Source organism: Streptomyces sp. NPDC051740 (assembly GCF_044453165.1).
GTDB classification, from domain to species: Bacteria; Actinomycetota; Actinomycetes; order Streptomycetales; family Streptomycetaceae; genus Streptomyces; species Streptomyces atrovirens.
This window is the reverse complement of record NZ_JBITCL010000008.1, coordinates 25,247-46,341: the sequence shown is the minus strand read 5'-3', so window position 1 is coordinate 46,341 and position 21,095 is coordinate 25,247. Positions and strand designations below refer to the sequence as shown.

The window sequence follows — 21,095 nt, the reverse complement described above, 5'->3', positions numbered from 1 at the left end:
ACCATCGTCCGTATGGCTACGGAAGACGCGGTGCGCGAGGCACTGGCGACGGTGAACGACCCCGAGATCAACCGGCCCATCACCGAACTCGGCATGGTCAAATCGGTGGAGATCGGCGCGGACGGGGCGGTCGCGGTCACCGTGTACCTGACGGTCTCCGGCTGCCCCATGCGGGACACGATCACGCAGCGCGTGACGGACGCGGTCTCCCGGGTCGAGGGCGTCACCCGGGTCGACGTGACGCTGGACGTCATGAGCGACGAGCAGCGCAAGGAGCTGGCGACCGCGCTGCGCGGCGGCCAGACCGAGCGCGAGGTGCCCTTCGCCAAGCCGGGCAGCCTGACCCGGGTCTACGCGGTCGCGTCCGGCAAGGGCGGCGTCGGCAAGTCGTCGGTGACGGTGAACCTGGCGGCGGCGATGGCGGCCGACGGGCTGAAGGTCGGTGTCGTGGACGCCGACATCTACGGCCACTCGGTGCCGCGCATGCTGGGTGCGGACGGGCGTCCCACCCAGGTCGAGAACATGATCATGCCGCCGTCGGCGAACGGCGTGAAGGTCATCTCCATCGGCATGTTCACCCCGGGCAACGCCCCGGTCGTGTGGCGCGGCCCGATGCTGCACCGCGCGCTCCAGCAGTTCCTGGCGGACGTGTACTGGGGCGACCTGGACGTGCTGCTCCTGGACCTGCCGCCCGGCACCGGTGACATCGCGATCTCCGTCGCCCAGCTGGTGCCGAACGCCGAGATCCTCGTCGTCACCACGCCCCAGCAGGCGGCGGCCGAGGTGGCCGAGCGGGCGGGCTCCATCGCCGTGCAGACGCACCAGAAGATCGTCGGCGTGGTCGAGAACATGTCCGGCCTGCCCTGCCCGCACTGCGGTGAGATGGTCGACGTGTTCGGCACGGGCGGCGGCCAGACGGTGGCCGACGGCCTGACCCGTACGACTGGTGCGAACGTGCCGGTGCTCGGCGCCATCCCGATCGACGTCCGGCTGCGCGAGGGCGGCGACGAGGGCAAGCCCGTGGTGCTGTCCGACCCGGACTCCCCGGCGGGCTCGGCGCTCCGCTCGATCGCCGGCAAGCTGGGCGGGCGGCAGCGGGGCCTGTCGGGCATGTCGCTGGGGATCACCCCGCGCAACAAGTTCTGAGGGTTCTCACGCGCAAGGGCGCCGTCCGGTACCGGACGGCGCCCTTGCGTACACCTGCCCGGTCAGGCGTCGTACGCGGTGATGTCCTTGACCACGGCGAAGCCGAGGCCGTACGCGCTCATGCCCCTGCCGTACGCCCCCACGTGCACGCCCGCCTGCGTGGAGCCCGCGAGCACCCAGCCGAACTCGGACTCCCGGTAGTGGAACGGCGTCGGCACCCCGTCCACGGGCAGGGACAGCGTCGACCAGTCCTCGCCCTCCAGGTCGTCCGCGAGGACCCAGGCGGTCTCCGTCTGCTGGTCCAGCCAGTCGTCGCGCAGGGAGTGGTCCATCTGGCCGGGCCAGGTGAAGGACAGCAGCCCCACCCCGGCGAGCCAGGCGGCGGAGGAGACCGAGGTGGCCTCCAGCAGACCGGTGCCGTCGGCGCTGCGGCGCACCGGGTTGGCGGCCACGGTCACCACGACCGCGAACTTCTCCTTGGTCTCCTGGTCGGTCCCGGCCGTGTACTCGCTGCGCACCGAGGGCTCGTCGCCGTGCCCGACCGATCCGTGCTCGACGGCCCCGTCGGCCGCCAGTCCGACCTGCATCAGCCAGCGCCGTCCCGTGAAGGCCTCGTCGAGGCCGTACCAGGGGAAGGGCGCACGCAGATAGCCGTCGACGGCACGCCGGGCGGAGGGAACGGGTTCTCCGTCCTCCGCGGCCGGCGCCTGCGCGACTGCCGAACTCGTCGTCTCCATGTGGCCGGACGCCTCCTCGCTCTCGTCGGACCGGGCGGCCCGCCCCCCTTCGGGCGTACTCGTCCGTTCCGCACAACAACTCGGCAGCATAGCCACCTTGACGCCACGGACCGGGAAACCGCCCGGCGCGTGGGCCGCGCGAACGCCCTGATCAGGCCGTGCGGGATCCGGGTGGAGTATGAGACACGTCACGTACGCGGAGGCGTACGGCCCGGCGCCGGACGGCTCAGGTGGCGTCCGCGTCGAAGGGCGGGCGGTCGTCGGCCGGCGGCGTCCCGGGCTTCTTGGTCATGTCCACACGGCCGCCGGACGAGGACGGGGCGGACGACGAGGAGTCGGTGTCGCGGCCGTGGACGGCGTCCGTGACCTCGGCCATCTCCTTCTTCAGGTCGAAGCCGTTACGGATCTCCTTGAGCCCCAGGTCGTCGTTGTCCAGCTGCTTGCGGATGAACGTCTTGGGGTTGAGGTCCTCGAACTCGAAGTCCTTGAACTCCGGTCCGAGTTCCTGCCGGATGTCCTGCTTGGCGCTCTCCGAGAAGTCCCGGATCTTCCGGATCGTGCGCGTCACGTCCTGGATGACCTTGGGGAGCTTGTCCGGACCGAAGACGAGCACGGCGAGGACGATGAGCGTCACCAGCTCGAGCGGTCCTATGTCATTGAACACCTGAAGCTCCTCGCGATGCCTTCGGTCCTCGGTCCCCGGGGCGGCCTGCGGTCTTCCGTGGTCCGGGCCGGGTCCACGGTACCCGTCCACCCCGTGCGTCCGGTACTGTCCCGGGGCTCATCCGCCTCAGCCGCCCTCCGAGGAACCGAGCGTCAGGGTGACCGTCCGCTCCTCGCCGTCCCGCTCCAGGGTGAGTTCGAGACGGTCGCCGGGGCGGTGGGCACGGGTCTTGACGATGAGTTCCTCGCCGGAGTGGACACTCCGGCCGTCGACCTCGGTGATGACGTCGCCGGCCTTGATCCCGGCCTTGGCACCGGGGCCGCCGGTGCTGACCGGGGGGCCGCCGTCGCCGCCCTTCTCCGCGACGCGGGCGCCGTCGCCGCCGTACTGCATGTCGAGGGTGATGCCGATCACCGGGTGGGTCGCCTTCCCCGTGTTGATCAGCTCCTCGGCGACGCGCTTGCCCTGGTTGATGGGTATGGCGAAGCCGAGTCCTATGGAGCCGGCCTGACCGGCGTCCGGGTCGGCGCCGCCGCCGGCGGAGCGGATGGCCGAGTTGATGCCGATCACCCGGGCCTGGGCGTCGAGCAGGGGGCCACCGGAGTTGCCGGGGTTGATCGGCGCGTCGGTCTGCAGGGCGTCCACGTACGACACGTCGCTGCCCTCGCCCTCCTCGCCGCCGGCGGTGATGGGCCGCTCCCTGGCGCTGATGATGCCGGAGGTGACGGTGCCGGCCAGGTCGAAGGGGGCGCCGATGGCGACGACGGGGTCGCCGACCCGCACGTTGTCGGAGTTGCCAAGGGGCAGGGGGGTGAGTCCGCCGACGCCCTTCACCTTCACGACGGCGAGGTCGTAGCCGCTGTCCCGGCCCACGACGGTGGCTTCGGCGGTGTCGCCGCTGTGGAAGGTGACGGTGATCTCGCCGTCGTCCCCGGCGGGTTCGACGACGTGGTCGTTGGTGAGGATGTGGCCGCGCCCGTCGAGCACGAAGCCGGTGCCGGTACCGGCCTCACCGGCACCGCTGACGTGCAGGGTGACGACGCCGGGCAGCGCCTGTGCGGCGATTCCGGCGACGCTGCCGGGGTCGCGCTCCGCCGCCTCCCTGCCGGCCTGCGGCAGCTCCACGGTGCCCACGCCGCCGTTGCGCTCCAGATACGTGCCGATGATCCCGCCGATGCCGCCGGACACGAGCGCGAGCAGCAGCGCGGCCCCGGTCAGTACCCGCCGGGCCCGCCGGCGCTTCTGCTTCTCACTGACCACGGTGGGCCCGGCCTGCTGCAACGGCGCGGCAGCGGCGGCAGCCGCCCAGGGGTCGTAACGCCCCCAGGGGTCGGCGGCCGGGGCGTCCTGGACCGGGGGCACCTGACTGTCCGGGTGCGCTTGCGCGGGGACGACGGGGACCATGGGGGTACCGTGCGGCGCCATGTCCGTCACGGTGGGGGCGGTGTGCGGTGCTGCGCCCGGGCCCGAGGGAGGCACCGGGAGTGCGCCCTGCGGCGCGGGACCGGTGTGGGGCGTCGTGTCCGGGGGCGCGGGAGGCGCCGCGAGCGCCATCCCGTGCGCGGGTGTCGTCGCCGGGTGCTGTACGGGCGGGGCGGGTGCCCAGGGGCCCGGTTCGCCGTACGGCGGGGTGCTGTAGGGGTCGGGGTCGTGCAGGGGCGTCTGCTGCCCGGGGGCGGAGGGCTCGAAAGCCACCGGCGACGGGTCGGAGACCGCGGGAGCCGGGACGGCCGGGGACACGCCCCCGGCGGAGGTGCCGGACGTGCCGGAGGCCGGGACGGACGGGGGCGGAGACCCGGCAGGGGTGTCGGTCTCCGCGAGGAAGGCAGCGGGAGCCGGGACGGCCGGGGACACGCCCCCGGCGGAGGTGCCGGACGTGCCGGAGGCCGGGACGGACGGGGGCGGAGACCCGACGGGGGTGTCGGTCTCCGCGAGGAAGGCAGCGGGAGCCGGGACGGACGAGGAGACGCCCCTGGCGGGCTCGTCGGGGGCGTCGGTCCCGGCGGTGGAGGCATCGGGGGCCGGGGGTGGTGTGTCCGAGGTCACAGGATCGGGGGCGGGTTCGACAGGCCGGCCCTCGGAGCCCTCGGTCCGCAGGGGGCGGTCCAGTTCGTAGTCGCCCTCGTGGTCGTCGCCGGCGGCGGCCGGCTCGCGGCGCGGGCGGGCCAGTTCGAAGTCGCCGTCGTGTCCCTCGGGACGCGTGGTCGGCTCCTCCCCCGGTGGGCCCGGCTTCCCCTCGTTCATGCTCTCCCCACGGCTGGACACGGCACCGCGCGACGGCGGTGGCCGCGAAACTACAGGCTCGGCACCCGGCTGGGCCTGGGCGCGCCCCCTGGATTCAACCAGGTTCGCGCGCCCCCGCGCACCGAACGGCTCAGCGGGACGTGGGCGTGGGAGCCGGTGTCGTGCCCGCGGTGAGAAGGCCGGGATCCTTGAGCCCGGCGGAGACGGCCCACGTGGTCAGGGTGAGCGGCGGGGTCGAGGTGAGCGGTCGTATCAGCGGGGACACGGCCGTCGCACCGCCCGTCATCGGCGTGCCCGGCGCGGGGTGGTGCTCCGTCGGCGCCGGGATGCCGGGCAGCAGCGGCGCGGAGACCGCGGTCGGGGCGACCGGGGTGTCCGCGGGCGCGCTCTGCCCCGTCGGCTGGCCCAGCAGCGGTCCCGCGCCGCGACGCCGCTGGGACTCGGGCACCGCCGCACCCGTGCCCTGCGTGCGCATCGGCGTGACATTGCTGCCCTTGCCCGCGCCGCGCGCCTCCGTGTCGGTGGGCGTGCCCGTGGCGGTGACCCCGCCGAGCGCGATCGCGGCCAGCGACACCGCCCCGGCGGCGACGAACGCGAACCGCAGCCGGGAGGACGGCCGGTCGCTCTCGTGGCGGCTGACGTCATGGACGGCGAAGCCCCGGCCGCCCGCGGCGTCCGGCAACGCGGACCCGTGCCACCGGACGGGCTCGTAGGCGAACTCGAAGCGCTCGCCCCGCCTGGTCCCGAAGACCCCGGAGCCCCCGCCGAACCGCCCCGGCGCGCCACCCGGCAGCCCTCCGCCGCCCGGCGGCGGGCCGCCGTCGCCGGGGTCGCCCCCAGCCGGCAGCCCTTGGAGACGAGCCAGGAAGCTCTCGGAGGGCGGCGGGGGTGCCGCCTGCGCGAACACGTTCTTCAGACGGCGCTGCGCGTCCACCTCCGCCTTGCACTTCGCGCAGGTGGCGACGTGCGCCAGTACGCGCTCACGCGCGTCATGACCGAGCTCTCCGTCCACCAGGGCGGAGAGTCGGTCTCCCAGGTGCTGCTCTGCGAGGTGTCCCTCGGAAGACTTCGGCCGTGAACCGCTCACGCGCTCGCGCCTCCTCCTCCCAGTGCGGGAACACGCGGCACGAAGGAGCGGCGCTCCGCGCGCGCCTTGGGCGAGCGGTGCGCGAGGGCCTTGCGCAGCTGGGAACGGCCGCGGTGGATCCGGGACCGGACGGTGCCGAGCTTGACGCCCAGGGTGGCCGCGATCTCCTCGTACGACAGTCCTTCGATGTCGCACAGGACGACGGCGGCGCGGAACTCGGGGGCGAGGGTGTCGAGGGCCTGCTGGACGTCCGCGTCGAAGTGGGCGTCGTTGAACACCTGCTGCGGCGTGGGCTCCTTGCTGGGCAGCCGCTCGGCCGCGTCGTCGCCCAGCGCGTCGAAGCGGATGCGCTGCTTGCGGCGGACCATGTCCAGGAACAGGTTGGTGGTGATGCGGTGCAGCCAGCCCTCGAAGGTGCCCGGCGTGTACGTCGACAGGGAGCGGAAGACGCGGACGAAGACCTCCTGGGTGAGGTCCTCGGCGTCGTGCTGGTTGCCGGTGAGGCGGTAGGCGAGCCGGTAGACCCGGCCGCTGTGCATGCTGACGATCTCCTCCCAGGTGGGCGGAGTCCACGCCTGCCCGTCCGCGTCGGTGGAGAAAGTCGCGGTCTGGGCCGGGTCGCCGGCGCGGTCGTGGTCAGCAGCGGTGTTGTTCACGGATTTCGGCCTGCCCGCCGACCCGAGGAAGCGCCACAGCACTCCTGCGCGATCCACAGGCGCAGCCGCACCTCCCCTATCGGCTCTGGTGGTGTCCAGTGGAGCCCCTACCATAGCCACCTCGCCCGTTAGCTCCGGATAAGCGGTTTTACGAGAATTTGATCTGGGCTGCCACGGCTCGTACGGCTGCGTCAGCACTTGCTCGGCGTCCTCGTCCACTCCCTGCCCCCCCGTCACAGCACACGCCACTTGCTCATCCCTTTAAACGACCGGTCCCATCTGCGGGTTCCCGACGCCAACGGATACAGTCACGCCGAGGCTTCCACGGGGACAGGAGAGGGTCATTACCGCCAACCGGCAGACGAGCTGGGCGTTCGCCGACGCCTATGTCGCCGAGGACGAAGCACTGCACTGGGCCCGTGACCGGGCCCGTGACGCCGGGCTGCGCTCGGTGTCGCCCGGCACGGGCGCGGCGCTGCGGTTGCTCGCCGCCAGCGTGGACGCCAAGGCGGTCGCGGAGATCGGCACCGGCTGCGGAGTCTCCGGGATCCACCTGCTGCACGGGATGCGGCCGGACGGGGTGCTGACCACGGTCGACCAGGAGCCGGAGCACCAGCAGTCCGCCCGCCAGGCGTTCCGCGACGCCGGTTTCGCCGGGAACAGGGCCCGCTTCATCCCGGGCCGCGCGCTGGACGTCCTGCCCCGTCTCGCGGACGCCGGTTACGACCTGGTCTTCTGCGACGGCGACCGGCAGGAGTACCAGGACTATCTCGCCGAATCGCTGCGTCTGCTGCGCCCGGGAGGCCTGGTCGCCTTCGAAGGGCTCTTCGCGAACGGACGCACGGTGGACTCCGGACCGCAGCCCACGGAGGTGCTGCGCCTGCGGGAGCTGGTGCGGACCGTACGCGAGAGCACGGAACTGGTGTCCTCGCTGCTGCCGGTGGGGGACGGGCTGCTCTGCGTCGTCAAGCGGTGACCGGCGGAGCCGGCCCGCGCGTCCTTTCGCCCGTACGCGAAACAGCCGCCCCGGCACCGCGTGCGGCGCCGGGGCGGCTGGAAGGGTATGGTCGCTTGCGCGTCAGCCGACGACCTTCTTGAGGGCGTCGCCGAGCGCGTCGGCCTCGTCCGGGGTCAGCTCGACGACGAGCCGACCGCCGCCTTCGAGCGGAACGCGCATGACGATGCCCCGCCCCTCCTTGGTCACCTCGAGCGGGCCATCACCCGTCCGCGGCTTCATGGCCGCCATGCTCGTTCCCCTTCCTGAAACCCGGCTAAACCGTCTGAGCCGACGGCCCACTGAAGGGCACCTGCGGTCCTTGAAGCAGGACACACGCCACCGGCATCGAACACATTGCTTCCAGGCCATTATCCCGCATGGCGGGACCCGATGACCAACATCGGTCGGCATCGCTTGGGCAACGCGCGCGAGCAAAACCACTCAATTCGGCGATGTGACTGTGATACTGCGCCACCGCGCGCACGTCTGGTGATCGGAAACGGACCGGATTCGTTTGACGCAGGTCACACGTCGGCCGCCCGCCACGGCCGGTGATCTCCGTCATGCTGTCCTGCAGACGGGGACGTACCGGCCGGTAGGTCCCGAGCCGCCACACGGAGGGATACGCCATGGCCGACACCGTGCTCTACGAGGTGAGCGACGGACTCGCGACGATCACGCTCAACCGCCCGCAGGCGATGAACGCGCTGAACGTCGCGGCGAAGGTCGCCCTCCGGGACGCGGTCCGGTCCGCCGCGGACGACGACGCCGTACGGGCCGTGCTGCTGACCGCGGCCGGGGACCGGGCGTTCTGCGTCGGACAGGACCTCAAGGAGCACATCGGGCTGCTGATCGAGGACCGGGAGACCGGTTCGGGACAGACCATGAGCACGGTGCGCGAGCACTACAACCCGATCGTGAAGGCGATCGCCGGGGCCGCGAAGCCGGTGGTCGCGGCGGTGAACGGGGTCGCGGCGGGCGCCGGCTTCGGCTTCGCGCTGGCCGCGGACTACCGGATCGTCGCGGACACGGCGGCGTTCAACACCTCGTTCGCCGGGGTCGCGCTGACCGCGGACTCCGGGATCTCCTGGACGCTGCCGCGCGTGATCGGCCCCGGACGCGCCACCGACCTGCTGCTCTTCCCGCGCAGTATCTCCGCGCAGGAGGCGTACGAGCTGGGCATCGCCAACCGGCTGGTCCCGGCGGCGGAGCTGCGCGCGGAGGCGGAGAAGGTGGCGCGGGCGCTGGCCGAGGGACCGACGGTGGCGTACGCGGCGCTGAAGGAGTCCGTGGCGTACGGGCTGAGCCACTCGTTGGAGGAGGCCCTGGAGAAGGAGGACGAGCTCCAGACCCGGGCGGGCTCCTCGGAGGACCACGCGATCGCGGTGCGGGCGTTCGTGAACAAGGAGAAGCCGAAGTATTCGGGGCGGTGAGCCCTCGCCCCTGTGCGGGGCGGGCCTCTACCGGGGACTCCGCCACCCGGACCCCCGTGTCGGCCTGAAGGGCCTCGTCCTCAATCGCCGGACGGGCTTTTTCTTGCCACGCACGTCTCCAAGTGGTCGTTCACCAGGCCGCAGGCCTGCATCAGGGCGTACGCCGTGGTCGGGCCGACGAAGCGCAGGCCCCGTCTCTTCAGGGCCTTGGACAGGGCCGTCGACTCCGGGGTCACCGCGGGGACGTCGGCCAGGGTCTTCGGTGCCGGGCGGCCGGCCGGGTCGGGGGCGTGGGACCAGATCAGGGCGTCCAGGTCACCGGGCGCCCACCCGGCCAGCTCGCGCGCGTTGGCGAGGGTCGCGTCGATCTTGGCGCGGTTGCGGATGATGCCCACGTCGGCCAGCAGGCGCTCGCGGTCGGTGTCGGTGAACTCCGCGACCTTGGTGATCTCGAATTCGGCGAAGGCGGCGCGGAAGCCGGGGCGGCGCCGCAGGATGGTGATCCAGGACAGGCCCGACTGGAACGCCTCCAGGCTGAGGCGTTCGAAGAGGGCGTCGTCGCCGTGGACCGGGCGGCCCCACTCCTCGTCGTGGTACGTCACGTAGTCCGGGGTGGACAGTGCCCAGGGGCAGCGCGGGAGGCCGTCCGAGCCCGTGGGAGCGGCTGCTTCGTCGTTCACGGCTGCTCGTCCTCGCGGTGCGGGGCCGGCTTGTCCATGGAGGTGCGGGCCGCGGCGGCGCGGGCGCCGGCCAGCGCGGACTCCAGATCGGCGATCCGGTCGTCGCGCTCGGCGAGTTCCGCGCCGAGGCGGCCGAGGGCGTCGTCCACGTCGGCCATGCGGTAGCCGCGGGCGGCGAGCGGGAAGCGCAGGCCGTCCACGTCCGCGCGGTTGACCGGCCGGTCGGGCGGCAGGGCGTCCCGCAGGCGCTCGGGGTCCGCCTCGGGCAGCGGGGCGTTGTCGCCGCCGCCCACCACGGCGAGGGTCACCGCGGCGACCACCACGGCGAGCGCGACGACCAGGAACAGGAACATAACCATCGCCGGGGCCCCCACGGTCGGACGAGTCGGAGTCGGATGTGTGGCTCCGATCGTGCCATGCGAGTCTGGCAGTCGGGGCCGCCGGGCGTTCGAAAGGCGGCCCGGAACTGGATCGTACGAGGAAGAGGTCACAGGGGATGCTCAGGCTGGGCAGGCGGGAATTCGCACCGCACGAGCGGGTCATCATGGCGATCGTGAACCGGACCCCGGACTCCTTCTACGACCAGGGCGCCACGTTCCGCGACGAGCCGGCGCTCGTGCGGGTGGAGCAGGCGGTGGCGGAGGGCGCCGCGATCATCGACATCGGCGGGGTGAAGGCCGGGCCGGGTGAGGAGGTCACGGCCGAGGAGGAGGCGCGGCGGACGGTCGGCTTCGTCGCCGAGGTGCGGCGGCGCTTCCCGGACGTCGTGATCAGCGTGGACACCTGGCGGCACGAGGTCGGCGAGGCCGTGTGCGAGGCGGGCGCGGACGTGCTGAACGACGCGTGGGGCGGGGTCGATCCGCGGCTCGCGGAGGTCGCCGCGCGGTACGGGGCGGGGCTGGTGTGCACCCACGCGGGCGGCGCCCGGCCGCGGACCCGGCCGCACCGGGTGACGTACGACGACGTCATGGCCGACATTCTCGACGTGACCGTGGGACTGGCGGAGCGGGCGGTGTCGCTGGGGGTGCCCCGGGAGTCGGTGATGATCGATCCGGGGCACGACTTCGGGAAGAACACGCGGCACAGTCTGGAGGCGACCCGGCGGTTGGGGGAGATGGTCTCCACCGGGTGGCCGGTGCTGGTTTCCCTGTCCAACAAGGACTTCGTGGGGGAGACGCTGGACCGGCCGGTGAAGGAGCGGGTGGTGGGGACGTTGGCCACTACGGCGGTGTCCGCGTGGCTGGGGGCGCAGGTGTACCGGGTGCATGAGGTGGCCGAGACCCGGCAGGTGTTGGACATGGTGTCGGCGATCGCCGGGGAGCGGGAGCCGGCTGTCGCCCGGAGGGGGTTGGCGTAGGGGGTTGGCGTAGGGGGTTGGCGTAGGGGGTTTTCGCCCCCGCCGCCCCTTCCCTCCCCGTCCCCGGGGGCTCCGCCCCCGGGCCCCCGGCCTTTGCCCACCCGGCCACCCGACTCGGCACGTCGAAAAGGCGCCCCTCAAAAGACCTCTAGCGGCCCGCCTCCTTCGAGACCAGGGCCACCGCCTCCTCCACGTCGTCCGTGACGTGGAACAGCAGCAGGTCCTTCTCCGCCGCCTTGCCCTGGGCGATGACCGTGCCGCGGAGCCAGTCGACCAGACCGCCCCAGTACTCCGTGCCGAACAGCACGATGGGGAACTGGGTGACCTTCTGGGTCTGGACGAGGGTCAGGGCCTCGAAGAGTTCGTCCAGGGTGCCGAGGCCGCCGGGCAGGACCACGAAGCCCTGGGCGTACTTGACGAACATCATCTTGCGGACGAAGAAGTACCGGAAGTTCAGACCGATGTCGACGTAGGGGTTCAGCCCCTGCTCGAAGGGCAGTTCGATGCCCAGGCCGACCGACATCCCCTCCGCCTCGAGCGCGCCCTTGTTGGCCGCCTCCATGGCCCCCGGGCCGCCGCCGGTGATCACCGCGAAGCCCGCCTCGACCAGGCCCCGGCCCAGCCGGACACCGGCCTCGTACTCCCACGAGTCCACCGGTGTGCGCGCCGAACCGAAGACGCTGATGGCGGGCGGCAGTTCGGCGAGCGTGCCGAAGCCCTCGACGAACTCCGACTGGATGCGCAGCACCCGCCAGGGGTCGGTGTGCACCCACTCCGCGGGCGCGCGCTCGTCCAGCAGCCGCTGGTCGGTGGTGCTCGTCTGCACCTGGCCCCGCCGGCGGAGGACCGGCCCCAGGCGCTTCTCGTCCGGCGGCTGCTGCTTCCCCTCGGGGTTGCCGGTAGCCATGTGCGCTCCCTCCGTCGTGCCAGTCGTTCCACCTCAGCGTAGATCCACAGGGGTTACGTACGAGGGACCTGAGCATGTCCGGAACACAGCGGCGCAAACCCGGTCCGCGTCACGCCGTCAGCCAGGACCGCAGCCGCTCCTCCCCCGCGAGGATCTTCGCGGTGTCCACGCGCTCGTCCCGCTTGTGCGCCAAGTGGGGGTTGCCGGGACCGTAGTTGACCGCCGGGATGCCCAGCGACGAGAAGCGGGAGACGTCCGTCCAGCCGTACTTGGGCTGCGGGGTGCCGCCCACCGCCTCGATGAAGGCAGCCGCGGCCGGGTGGGACAGGCCGGGCAGCGCCGCGCCGCTGTGGTCGTCGACGACGAAGTCCGTCACCCCGCAGTCCGCGAAGACCTCACGGACATGGGCGAGGGCCTCCTCCTCGCTGCGGTCGGGGGCGTAGCGGAAGTTCACGCTGACGACGCATTCGTCGGGGATGACGTTGCCGGCCACTCCCCCGGAGACGCCGACCGCGTTCAGGCCCTCGCGGTACTCCAGCCCGTCGATCACCGGGTAGCGGGGTTCGTAGGCGGCCAGGCGGGCGAGGATCGGGGCGGCGGCGTGGATCGCGTTGGAGCCCATCCAGCTCCGCGCGGAGTGGGCGCGCTCACCGGTGGTCCTCAGCAGCACCCGCAGCGTGCCCTGGCAGCCGCCCTCCACCTGTCCGTCGGAGGGTTCGAGGAGCACCGCGAAGTCGCCCTCCAGCCACTCGGGGTGCGCCTCGGCCACGTGCTTCAGGCCGTTGAGGTCGGCGGCGACCTCCTCGTTGTCGTAGAAGACGAAGGTCAGGTCGCGGTTGGGCGCGGGAACCGTGGCCGCGATGCGCAGCTGGACGGCCACGCCGGACTTCATGTCGCAGGTGCCGCAGCCCCACAGCACGCCGTCGCCGTCGAGCCGGGAGGGGACGTTGTCCGCGATCGGGACCGTGTCGATGTGGCCGGCGAGGATCACCCGCTCCGGGCGCCCCAGCCGCGTACGGGCCACGACGTTGTTGCCGTGGCGGTCGACCGTGAGGTGCGGCAGGGCGCGCAGCGCGTTCTCGATCGCGTCCGCGAGCGGCTTCTCGGTGCCGCTGACGGAGGGGAAGTCGACGAGCTGCGCGGTCAGGCGCGCGGCGTCCAACGTGAGGTCAAGCGGGGTGTCGGCCATGCCGTCGACCCTAGCGCGCCGGGCGTCCGGACCACTGTCCGCACCTGGCTCACATGGAACCGTACTCTCCAGTACCTTGTACGCGTGTCAGAGCCGTCACTTCCTTCAAAGCGCACACGTCGCGGCCGATTTCTCCGCTGGAGCGGGGGCCTCGTGGTGCTGTCCGCGGTCGCCGGATACGTCGTGGTGCAGTACGACACCGGCCGCACCGGCGCTCCGGGCTGCAAGGTCGTATCGGGCAAGGGCGACGGGGCGACGTACGAGTTCACGCCCGAGCAGGCGGTGAACGCGGCGACGATCACCGCCGTGGGCACCGCGCGCGAGCTGCCCGAGCGGGCGGTGACGATCGCGCTGGCGACCGCGCTGCAGGAGTCGGCGCTGCGCAACATCGGGCACGGCGACCGTGACTCGCTGGGCCTGTTCCAGCAGCGTCCCTCGCAGGGCTGGGGCACGCCGAAGGAGATCATGGACCCGACGTACGCGGCGGAGAAGTTCTACGAGCACCTGGAGGAGGTGCCGGGCTACACCCGGCTGCCGCTCACCGTCGCAGCGCAGCGGGTACAGCGCAGCGGCTTCCCGCAGGCGTACGCCAAGCACGAGCCGGACGCCGCGCTGCTGGCCGCCGCCCTCACCGGGCGCTCGGCGGCGACGCTGACCTGCGAGGGCCGTCCGGCGGCGACGCGGGCGGCGGGTGCGGACGCGGTGCGGGCGGCGCTGGCGCGGGACTTCGGGCGGGACGCGCTGGAGCCGGCCGGTGCGGAGGTGGGGGCTGCGCCCTCGTCCTCACCCTCGCCCTCGGTGAGCGCTGCTCCGGTGGAATCCGACGGGGGGACCGTGCGGCTTCCGGTCACCGTCGAGGAGGGCGCCGACGCCGGGGCGCGTGGCTGGCAGCTGGCCCACTGGGCCGTGGCCAACGCCTCCGAGCTGCGCATAAAGCGGGTGTCGTACGCGGGGCGGGAGTGGACGGCCGGGCACACCGACAGCCAGTGGCGGCCGATGGACGGCAAGAACGCGGAGGGCTCGGGGTCCACGGACGGTGCGGGGGTCGTGACCATCACGACGATGCCGTAGCGCGACCGCGCGCGGGAGTACGACCGTGCAGGCGTGCGGGGAGTCACCCGCAGGCGTCATATACGGCCGATAATGCGACGCATTGCCAACTCTTTGCGTTGCCCCGCCGCAACCTTCCCGGCGGTCGGACGGTAGTCACGGCGTCAGCGTTCTCTCCCGTCGAAGGAGCACCATGTCCCTCCCCCTGACCCGTCGGATCGCCCGTGCCGCGCTGCTCGTTGCTGCGGGAGCGGCCGCCGGGGTCGGCGCGGCCGGTTCCGCCAGCGCGGCTCCGGAGCTGCCGGCCGCGCCGAACCTCGGCGGGCTGACCGCTGTGGACGGGGCCACCGGCAACACCGTGGACGACGTGACGAAGAACGTCACGAAGACCACGGGTGGTGCCGACAAGGTGGCGCCGGGCGCCGGTAAGACCGTGAAGAAGGCCGCCGGGTCCCTCACCAAGGGTGCGCCCGTGAAGGGGCTGCCGGTCGGCTGAGGACTGGCCTGCGGCCGGCCTGTTACGACGACGGGGTCTGGGGGTTCCCAGGCCCCGTCGTCCACGTCGGTGCAGTGGCCGTGTGTTGACCGGTGCCCGGCGTTGGTGGCTGTGCCCACCCGTTCCGCCCTGCGGAACGACTGCCCACAGCCGGGCCGGGACGGGTGGGCTGCCCACAGCCGGGCCGGGCGGGGCGGGACAACAGCCGGGCCGGGCGGGTCCACAGCCGGTCGGGGCGGGCAGGTCCGCAGCCGGGGCGGCGGACCACAGCCGGGGTGGGTCCGCAGCCGGGGCGGCGGGACCACAGCCGGGGTGGGCGTCTCAGGTTGTCAGGCGTTGTACTGCCGCCTGGACGCGTTCGTCCGTCGCGGTGAGGGCCACGCGGACGAAGTTCTCGCCCGCCGGGCCGTAGAAGTCGCCGGGGGCGACCAGGATGCCCCGGTCGGCGAGGTGGGCGACCGTGGTCCAGCAGGATTCGTCGCGGGTCGCCCACAGGTAGAGGCTGGCCTCGCTGTGCTCGATGCGGAAGCCGTGTCCCAGCAGGGCCTCGCGCAGGGCGGTGCGGCGGGCCGCGTAGCGCTCCCGCTGGACGCGGACGTGCTCGTCGTCGCCCAGGGCCGCGACCACGGCCGCCTGGGTCGGCGCGGAGGTCATCATCCCGCCGTGCTTGCGGATCTGCAGCAGCGGACCGAGGACCGCCGGGTCACCGGCCAGGAACGCGGCGCGGTAACCGGCGAGGTTGGACCGCTTGGACAGGGAGTGGACCGAGACGATGCCGTCATACGACCCGCCGTTGACGTCGGGGTGCAGCACCGAGACCGGGTCGGCCTCCCAGCCCAGCTCGATGTAGCACTCGTCGGAGAAGACGAGGACGCCGTGCTCGCGGGCCCAGGCGACGATCCGGGTCAGCTCCTCCTTGGACAGCACCCGGCCCGTCGGGTTGGACGGGGAGTTCAGCCAGAGCAGCTTCAGGCCGGTCGGGTCCAGCTCGGTCGGATCGTCGTACGCCACGTGCTCCGCGCGGGCGAGACGGGCGCCGACCTCGTACGTCGGGTAGGCCAGGCGCGGGAAGGCGACCTTGTCGCCGGGGCCGAGTCCGAGCTGGGTGGGGAGCCAGGCGACCAGTTCCTTGGAGCCGACGATCGGCAGGACGTGGTGGTGGGTGACCCCGCGGGCACCCAGCCGGCGCTCCGTCCAGCGGGTGAGCGCGTCACGCAGCTCCGGGGTGCCCCAGACCGTGGGATAGCCCGGTGAGTCCGCCGCGGCGATCAGGGCCTTCTGGATCGGCTCGGGCACCGGGTCGACGGGCGTGCCGACCGAGAGGTCGACGATGCCGTCGGGGTGCGCGGCGGCCGTCTTCTTGTACGGCTCCAGCTTGTCCCAGGGAAAGGCGGGCAGCCGGTCGGAGACTGCGGACACGGGTACGGGCTCACTTTCTGGTCCGGCGAACGCCTCGGCCCCGTACGGCGATCGGGAGGATCGGGCCGTACGGGACCGGAGCGGCACGTCGATGCGGGGCCGCTTCTGGCGGGACGGCTACGCCTGCGGCGGCAGCGCGGCGATGAACGGGTGGTCCCGCTCGATCAGACCCAGCTTGCTGGCGCCGCCGGGCGAGCCGAGCTCGTCGAAGAACTCGACGTTCGCCTTGTAGTAGTCCTTCCACTCCTCCGGAGTGTCGTCCTCGTAGAAGATCGCCTCGACCGGGCAGACCGGCTCACAGGCACCACAGTCGACGCATTCGTCCGGGTGGATGTACAAGGACCGCTGGCCCTCGTAGATGCAGTCGACCGGGCACTCCTCGATGCACGCCTTGTCCTTCACGTCGACACAAGGCTGCGCGATGACGTAGGTCACGCTGTCGTTCCTCCTCGATAGGGCGCTGGCGGGCCTCCTCAGGCTCCGCCGCCTGGCGCGCGGGAGCGCGGCGTCGTCGATGCCCGCCCCTAGTATCTCCGTTCCTGGGCATGATCCGAACAGGAGGGGTGAACTGACCTGTGGAAATCTCTGCCGCCGGGCGCCTCGAGGTCCGTATCACCACTGCTGACGTGGGAAAACGGGTCTCCGTACGGAGCTTGATCGAACATGGTCCCTCGGGTGAGAAGTTCACCGACACGGTCGGTGTTCTCACATCATGGGACAACGGTGTGCTGCGGATCACAAAGAAGAGCGGGGAGAGTGTCCGCATCGCGGAGTCCGCGCTGGTAGCGGGCAAGATCGTGCCGTCCGCACCGGCGCGTCGGCGCGGCCCCGCGGCCTCGTACGAGGAGCTGGCGCGGGTCTCCGCGCGGGCGTGGCGGCCCGTGGAGAGCGAGCGTCTGGGCGAGTGGGAATTGCGCGCCGCCGAAGGGTTCACGCGGCGGGCCAACTCCGTCCTGCCGCTCGGTGACCCGGGCGTGCCGCTCGACGACGCGCTGACGGCCGTACGCCGCTGGTACGCGGCTCGCGGGCTGCCCGCGTACGTGCAGACCGCGACCGGCGCCGAGGGGGCGCAGGAGCCGCTGTGCGCGGAGCTGGAGCGGCGGGGCTGGGTGCGGGAGGTGACCGCCGAGCTGTGGACGGGTCCGCTGGCACCGGTCGCCGACCTGGGCGGGGAGCCGTCCGGGGTCGTGCTGTCGCGGGAGGCCGACGAGGCGTGGCTGGCCCGGTACCGGCGCAAGGGGGTGGGTGAGGTGGCCCTGCGGGTACTGGGGAGCGGGCCTTCCGTCTGGTTCGCGACCGTGCCCGGCGACGACGCGCCGGCCGCCATCGGGCGGTGTGTCGTGGACGGGCGGTGGGCCGGGTTCGCGGCGGTCGAGGTGGACCCGGCGCGGCGGCGGCGGGGGCTGGCGACGGCCGTGATGGCGGCGCTGGCCCGGCGGGCGCTGGACGAGGGCGCCTCGGCGGCCTGGCTCCAGGTCGAGGACGACAACGCGGGGGCGCGGGCGCTGTACGGCCGTATGGGTTTCGCCGTGCACCACGCGTACCACCACCACCGCGCGCCGGAATCGTCGGCTCCGGCAGGTGAGGGAGCGCCGTGAGCGGGCACGAACCGGGTATGCGCGCTCCGCATCCCCCCTCCCCCGAGCGCTCCGCCGAACTGCGCCGGCGGTTCGCCGAGGAGGCCCGCTGCGAGCGGCCGGACCTGTCCACGCTGTGCCTGCTGGTCGGCGCGGAGGCGGACGGCGCGCTGGACGAGGCGGGCATGGACACCGTGGAGGTGGAGCTGGACCGGCTGGCCGGTGAGCTGCCCTACCGGCCCGGCTCGCCGCACGCGTGGGCGCGGGCGCTGCGGGAGCTGCTCGGCGAGCGGTACGGCTTCCACGGCGTTCCGGACGACTACCAGCGGCTGGAGTCGTCGCTGCTGCACGAGGTGCTGCGGCGGCGGCGCGGGCTGCCGATCCTGCTGTCGGTGGTGTGGATGGAGGTGGCCCGGCGGGCGGGGGCGCCGGTGTACGGGGTGGCGCTCCCCGGGCACTTCGTCGTCGGCTTCGGGGAGGCGGAGGGGCAGGTGCTCGCCGACCCCTTCGACGGGGGCCGGGTGCTGACCGGCGCCGACGCGGAGCTGCTGGTCACCGGGGCGACGGGGGCGCCGCTGGACGCGTCGATGCTGACGCCGGCGGGAACGCTGGACGTCGTCCTGCGGATCCTGAACAACATCCGGGCGTGGTCGGCGGCACGTCCCGAGCACTCGGGTGTGGGGCTGTGGGCGGTGGACCTGTCCCTGCTCCTCCCCTCGCACCCGGCGCGGCTGCGGTACGAGCGGGCGCAGCTGCTGGTGCAGCGCGGTGACTTCCAGGACGGCGCGCGGGAGCTGGAGGCGTACGCGGAGACGGTGGCGGCGGTGGACGGACCGGCGGCGGAACGGATCCGGGGCCAGGCGCAGGCGGCGCGGGCGCTGCTCAACTAGAAACGCGGGCGCTGCTCAACCGGAAAGCGGGCGCCGGATGATCCATCCACCGGGCGCCCGCCTCCGGGCGTCGCGTCAGCTCGGGTTCGTCTCGATGACGACGGCGGAACGGATCCGGGGCCAGGCGCAGGCCGCGCGGGCGCTGCTCAACCAGGAGGCGGGCGCCCGGTGATCCACCGCGCGCCCGCCTCCGGGCGTCACGTCAGCTGGGGTTCGTCTCGATGACGGCGACGCGGTCGGTCTTGCTGGTCAGCGCCAGGCGGAGGGCGCCGTAGACGTCCTGTGGGGTGACCGGCGTCTTCTTGCCGTTGCCCCGGGTGATGAGGACGTCGTCGAACGCCTGGCCGTACAGCTCCTCCAGGGCCTTCAGGTCGGGCTTCTCCGCCAGCTTGCCGTTGACTGCCTGGACACCGAGGAACTTCCACAGCGAGTTCTCGGGGCTCATCGGGACCGAGTGCGCCGCGTCGGTCTGCACGATCACGTTGGCCGACATCGCCGGCTCGGCGAACTCCTTCATCATCCGGTCGACCTCGGCCTTGGTGACCTTCGGCTGCTGGGCGGCCGTCGGGACGTTCACCGTGGCGGACTTCCCGGTCTCGACCTGGGTGCGGTACGCCTCCGTCACCACGTCGGTCGCCTTGGCGACGTCGATGCCCTGGCCGCCCTTGGGGTACACCGGGACGGCCTTGCCGGACTCGAACTCGATCGAGCCCTCGGTCACCGAGCCGGAGCCGCCGGCGGCGTCCTCCAGGGCGGCGTGCAGCTTCTCCTCGTCGACGGGCATGACCGGCTCGACGACGCGCTCGTTGCCGATGAGGGAGCCGATGACGTTGACCGGGTTGTAGTCACTGCCGGCGGCCCCGCCGACGGTGGCGTCGGTGTCGAACTGCAGGCCCGCGTTGTCCGGCTCCAGTTCGACGGTCTTGCCGTCGACCGACAGCTTCAGTGGCTGGTTCAGCCGGTCGTCGAGTGCCGCGTCGAGCTTCTTGACGGCCTCGTCGCGGGTGCCGCCGCCGATGTCGACGCCGAGCACGGTGGTGCCCTTCGGGACGTCGGAGCGGTTCATCAGCAGTCCGGCGCCGTAGGCGACACCGCCGAGGAAGACCACGCAGCCGCAGAGCAGGACGAGCTTGTTGCGCCCCTTCTTCTTCGCCGGCTTCGAGGAGCTCGCCGGGGGCGTGGAGACCGGCTCGGGCAGCTTCGGGGGCGTGTGCGTCCGCGGTCCGCCGGCCGGGGCGCCGGTGGCGTTGAAGTCCGCGTCCGGCGGGACGACCGGGATGCCGCTGGTGACGGTGTGCCCGGAGACGTTGTCGTGGCGGGGGCCGTAGCCCGGGGTGCCGGGCTGGGCGGGCCGCTGCGGGGTGAGGATCGCGGTGTCGTCGCTCAGACCGCCGCCGGGGGTGCCGGGGCCGCCGCCCTGGTCGGCGAAGCCGGCAGGGGCGCCTTGGGACCCCTGGGCACCGGGGCGCGCGGGGGCGCCCTGACCCGCCTGACCCGACTGGGCACCGGGGCGGACCGGGAGGGCGGGGAGGCCCGGACCACCGGGGGCGGCGGGAGCGCCGGAGCCCTTGCCCGCCTGGCGGGCGACCGGACTCGAGCCGGTCGCCGGCCCGGTGGTCGGGCCCGCGGGCCCCTGCGGGCCGCGCTGACCGGGCCCGCCGGACCGGGGCGCCTCGTCCGTGAAGAACGGCAGGTCGTCGTGGCGCGGCTCATCACCGTGCCCCGTACCCGGGCGCGTGCCGGGGCCCGCCGGCCCGGCGGCCAGCGCCTCGGTCACGTCGAAGGAGCCGGTGCCGCCGCCGTGCCCGGGGGCCACGGGTCCGCCGGTCGCACCGGTCGCGCCGGTGGGTCCGGAACCCTGTGTGCCGCCGGAACGGGGACCGCCCGGCGCGCCCATGGAGCCGACGACGCCACCCGGCCGCGCGCCACCGGGCGCGGAAGGGGCCTTCGGGGCGCCGCCCGCGGCGGGGCCCGAACCGCTCGGAGCACCGGCCCCGTTGGCGGAGCCGCCGGCCGGACCGCCCTTGCCCCCGCCCGACTTGCGCGGCACGAACCAGTCGCTGGCCGGCTTCTCCTCGGCCGACGGCCGGTCGGACCGGTCGGACCGGTCGGACTGTGCGGGCTGGGCGGGCTGGGCGGGAGACTCGGCCGTGTCGGCGGCCGGGGCCGGCGCCACCGCCTCGGCGTCGGTGGTACCGCCCTTGCCCTCCTCGTCCGCGACGGGCTTGCGCACGACGACCGGCGGAATGGGCCGCGATCCGGGGATGTTGATGCGGACCCGCGTCGTCAGCGTGGTCTCGGTCTTGCGTTCCTCCGGCCGCGCGGCCGAACGGCCCGCGCCCGTACCCTCGTCCGGAATCGCCGGAATCCCGTAGGGCGGCGTGCCCGACGGGTAGGCGGCTCCACCGCGCCCGTTGGGCCCGGAGGACGGAGTGTCAGTTTCACGACTCAAGGCAGGTTCTCCCGGTTGGCTCCGCCGCCCGTCACGACCTCACGGTGGGAGTCCTCCCAGCTCGGGCGAAGCCGAGGGTTCGAGGGAGGCTCGGCGGCGCGCACCACCTTACTG

The 21,095-nt window shown here is 73.1% G+C and carries 22 protein-coding genes; 9 read left to right on the top strand and 13 right to left on the bottom strand.

The genetic code is table 11. The features are described 5' to 3' along the window. The first annotated feature begins 12 nt into the window (after window positions 1-12). Window positions 13-1,146 (top strand): Mrp/NBP35 family ATP-binding protein, encoded by a 1,134-nt coding sequence (locus ACIA6T_RS15455; protein WP_399447011.1) that lies wholly within the window; start codon window positions 13-15, stop codon window positions 1,144-1,146. 62 nt (window positions 1,147-1,208) lie between these two features. On the opposite strand, the gene ACIA6T_RS15450 is transcribed toward ACIA6T_RS15455, so the two are convergent. From ACIA6T_RS15450 to sigE, 5 genes are all read right to left on the bottom strand, one after another. Continuing rightward, window positions 1,209-1,883 (bottom strand): hypothetical protein, encoded by a 675-nt coding sequence (locus tag ACIA6T_RS15450; RefSeq protein WP_399447010.1) that lies wholly within the window; start codon window positions 1,881-1,883, stop codon window positions 1,209-1,211. Between the two features lie 226 nt (window positions 1,884-2,109). Beyond that, window positions 2,110-2,547 (bottom strand): sec-independent translocase, encoded by a 438-nt coding sequence (locus ACIA6T_RS15445; RefSeq protein ID WP_399447009.1) that lies wholly within the window; start codon window positions 2,545-2,547, stop codon window positions 2,110-2,112. 126 nt (window positions 2,548-2,673) lie between these two features. After that, a complete protein-coding gene (locus tag ACIA6T_RS15440) occupies window positions 2,674-4,791 on the bottom strand; it encodes a trypsin-like peptidase domain-containing protein (protein WP_399447008.1) in 2,118 nt (705 codons plus the stop codon). A 130-nt stretch (window positions 4,792-4,921) separates the two neighbouring features. Continuing rightward, the gene (locus ACIA6T_RS15435) at window positions 4,922-5,878 is read right to left on the bottom strand and encodes an anti-sigma factor family protein (protein ID WP_399447007.1); all 957 of its coding nucleotides are present in this window, start codon (window positions 5,876-5,878) and stop codon (window positions 4,922-4,924) included. After that, window positions 5,875-6,534 carry an RNA polymerase sigma factor SigE gene (sigE, locus tag ACIA6T_RS15430; protein ID WP_073932592.1) on the bottom strand — a complete coding sequence of 220 codons (660 nt, stop codon included), beginning with the start codon at window positions 6,532-6,534 and terminating at the stop codon, window positions 5,875-5,877. Before sigE ends, ACIA6T_RS15435 begins: the two co-directional genes overlap by 4 nt. A 277-nt stretch (window positions 6,535-6,811) precedes the next feature. Here sigE and ACIA6T_RS15425 point away from each other — a divergent pair, with 277 nt between their 5' ends. Continuing rightward, entirely contained in the window at window positions 6,812-7,510 is a 699-nt protein-coding gene (locus ACIA6T_RS15425) for an O-methyltransferase (RefSeq protein WP_399447230.1), read from the top strand. 102 nt (window positions 7,511-7,612) lie between these two features. On the opposite strand, the gene ACIA6T_RS15420 is transcribed toward ACIA6T_RS15425, so the two are convergent. Next, window positions 7,613-7,780 carry a DUF3117 domain-containing protein gene (locus tag ACIA6T_RS15420; protein ID WP_003966491.1) on the bottom strand — a complete coding sequence of 56 codons (168 nt, stop codon included), beginning with the start codon at window positions 7,778-7,780 and terminating at the stop codon, window positions 7,613-7,615. A 380-nt stretch (window positions 7,781-8,160) separates the two neighbouring features. On the opposite strand from ACIA6T_RS15420, the gene ACIA6T_RS15415 reads away from it, so the two are divergent. Further along, window positions 8,161-8,964: an enoyl-CoA hydratase/isomerase family protein gene (locus tag ACIA6T_RS15415; protein ID WP_399447006.1), complete on the top strand. Its 804-nt coding sequence runs from the start codon at window positions 8,161-8,163 to the stop codon at window positions 8,962-8,964. 80 nt (window positions 8,965-9,044) lie between these two features. On the opposite strand, the gene ACIA6T_RS15410 is transcribed toward ACIA6T_RS15415, so the two are convergent. After that, a complete protein-coding gene (locus tag ACIA6T_RS15410) occupies window positions 9,045-9,644 on the bottom strand; it encodes a DNA-3-methyladenine glycosylase I (RefSeq protein ID WP_399447005.1) in 600 nt (199 codons plus the stop codon). Next, on the bottom strand, window positions 9,641-10,003 hold the full coding sequence (locus tag ACIA6T_RS15405) for a DivIVA domain-containing protein (RefSeq protein WP_399447004.1): 363 nt from the start codon (window positions 10,001-10,003) through the stop codon (window positions 9,641-9,643). The genes ACIA6T_RS15410 and ACIA6T_RS15405 overlap by 4 nt, the downstream gene beginning before the upstream one ends. A gap of 137 nt (window positions 10,004-10,140) precedes the next feature. On the opposite strand from ACIA6T_RS15405, the gene folP reads away from it, so the two are divergent. After that, entirely contained in the window at window positions 10,141-11,001 is an 861-nt protein-coding gene (gene folP / locus ACIA6T_RS15400; protein WP_399447003.1) for a dihydropteroate synthase, read from the top strand. Between the two features lie 148 nt (window positions 11,002-11,149). Here folP and ACIA6T_RS15395 read toward each other — a convergent pair whose 3' ends face one another. Together ACIA6T_RS15395 and dapE are read right to left on the bottom strand one after the other, a co-directional pair. Next, window positions 11,150-11,908, bottom strand: coding sequence for a TIGR00730 family Rossman fold protein (locus ACIA6T_RS15395; protein WP_399447002.1), 759 nt, complete (start codon window positions 11,906-11,908; stop codon window positions 11,150-11,152). A gap of 109 nt (window positions 11,909-12,017) precedes the next feature. Beyond that, window positions 12,018-13,097, bottom strand: coding sequence for a succinyl-diaminopimelate desuccinylase (gene dapE / locus ACIA6T_RS15390; RefSeq protein ID WP_399447001.1), 1,080 nt, complete (start codon window positions 13,095-13,097; stop codon window positions 12,018-12,020). 84 nt (window positions 13,098-13,181) lie between these two features. On the opposite strand from dapE, the gene ACIA6T_RS15385 reads away from it, so the two are divergent. Continuing rightward, the gene (locus ACIA6T_RS15385) at window positions 13,182-14,168 is read left to right on the top strand and encodes a heavy metal transporter (protein ID WP_399447000.1); all 987 of its coding nucleotides are present in this window, start codon (window positions 13,182-13,184) and stop codon (window positions 14,166-14,168) included. 172 nt (window positions 14,169-14,340) lie between these two features. Next, a complete protein-coding gene (locus ACIA6T_RS15380; RefSeq protein WP_399446999.1) occupies window positions 14,341-14,643 on the top strand; it encodes an ATP-binding protein in 303 nt (100 codons plus the stop codon). A gap of 321 nt (window positions 14,644-14,964) precedes the next feature. Here the strand turns inward: ACIA6T_RS15380 and ACIA6T_RS15375 are convergent, their stop codons facing one another. Both ACIA6T_RS15375 and fdxA read right to left on the bottom strand, forming a co-directional pair. Further along, the gene (locus tag ACIA6T_RS15375) at window positions 14,965-16,062 is read right to left on the bottom strand and encodes a bifunctional succinyldiaminopimelate transaminase/glutamate-prephenate aminotransferase (RefSeq protein WP_399446997.1); all 1,098 of its coding nucleotides are present in this window, start codon (window positions 16,060-16,062) and stop codon (window positions 14,965-14,967) included. 117 nt (window positions 16,063-16,179) lie between these two features. Beyond that, a complete protein-coding gene (fdxA, locus tag ACIA6T_RS15370) occupies window positions 16,180-16,497 on the bottom strand; it encodes a ferredoxin (protein WP_004926152.1) in 318 nt (105 codons plus the stop codon). Window positions 16,498-16,637: 140 nt separating this feature from the next. Here fdxA and ACIA6T_RS15365 point away from each other — a divergent pair, with 140 nt between their 5' ends. From ACIA6T_RS15365 to ACIA6T_RS15355, 3 genes are read left to right on the top strand one after another with little or no spacing between them, the layout of a single operon-like run. Then, a complete protein-coding gene (locus ACIA6T_RS15365; protein ID WP_399446995.1) occupies window positions 16,638-17,660 on the top strand; it encodes a GNAT family N-acetyltransferase in 1,023 nt (340 codons plus the stop codon). 17 nt (window positions 17,661-17,677) lie between these two features. Next, on the top strand, window positions 17,678-18,529 hold the full coding sequence (locus tag ACIA6T_RS15360) for a tetratricopeptide repeat protein (protein ID WP_399446994.1): 852 nt from the start codon (window positions 17,678-17,680) through the stop codon (window positions 18,527-18,529). Window positions 18,530-18,566: 37 nt separating this feature from the next. Further along, a complete protein-coding gene (locus tag ACIA6T_RS15355; RefSeq protein ID WP_399446993.1) occupies window positions 18,567-18,701 on the top strand; it encodes a hypothetical protein in 135 nt (44 codons plus the stop codon). Window positions 18,702-18,731: 30 nt separating this feature from the next. Here the strand turns inward: ACIA6T_RS15355 and ACIA6T_RS15350 are convergent, their stop codons facing one another. Beyond that, window positions 18,732-20,981, bottom strand: coding sequence for a hypothetical protein (locus ACIA6T_RS15350; RefSeq protein ID WP_399446992.1), 2,250 nt, complete (start codon window positions 20,979-20,981; stop codon window positions 18,732-18,734). Between the last annotated feature and the right edge of the window lie 114 nt (window positions 20,982-21,095).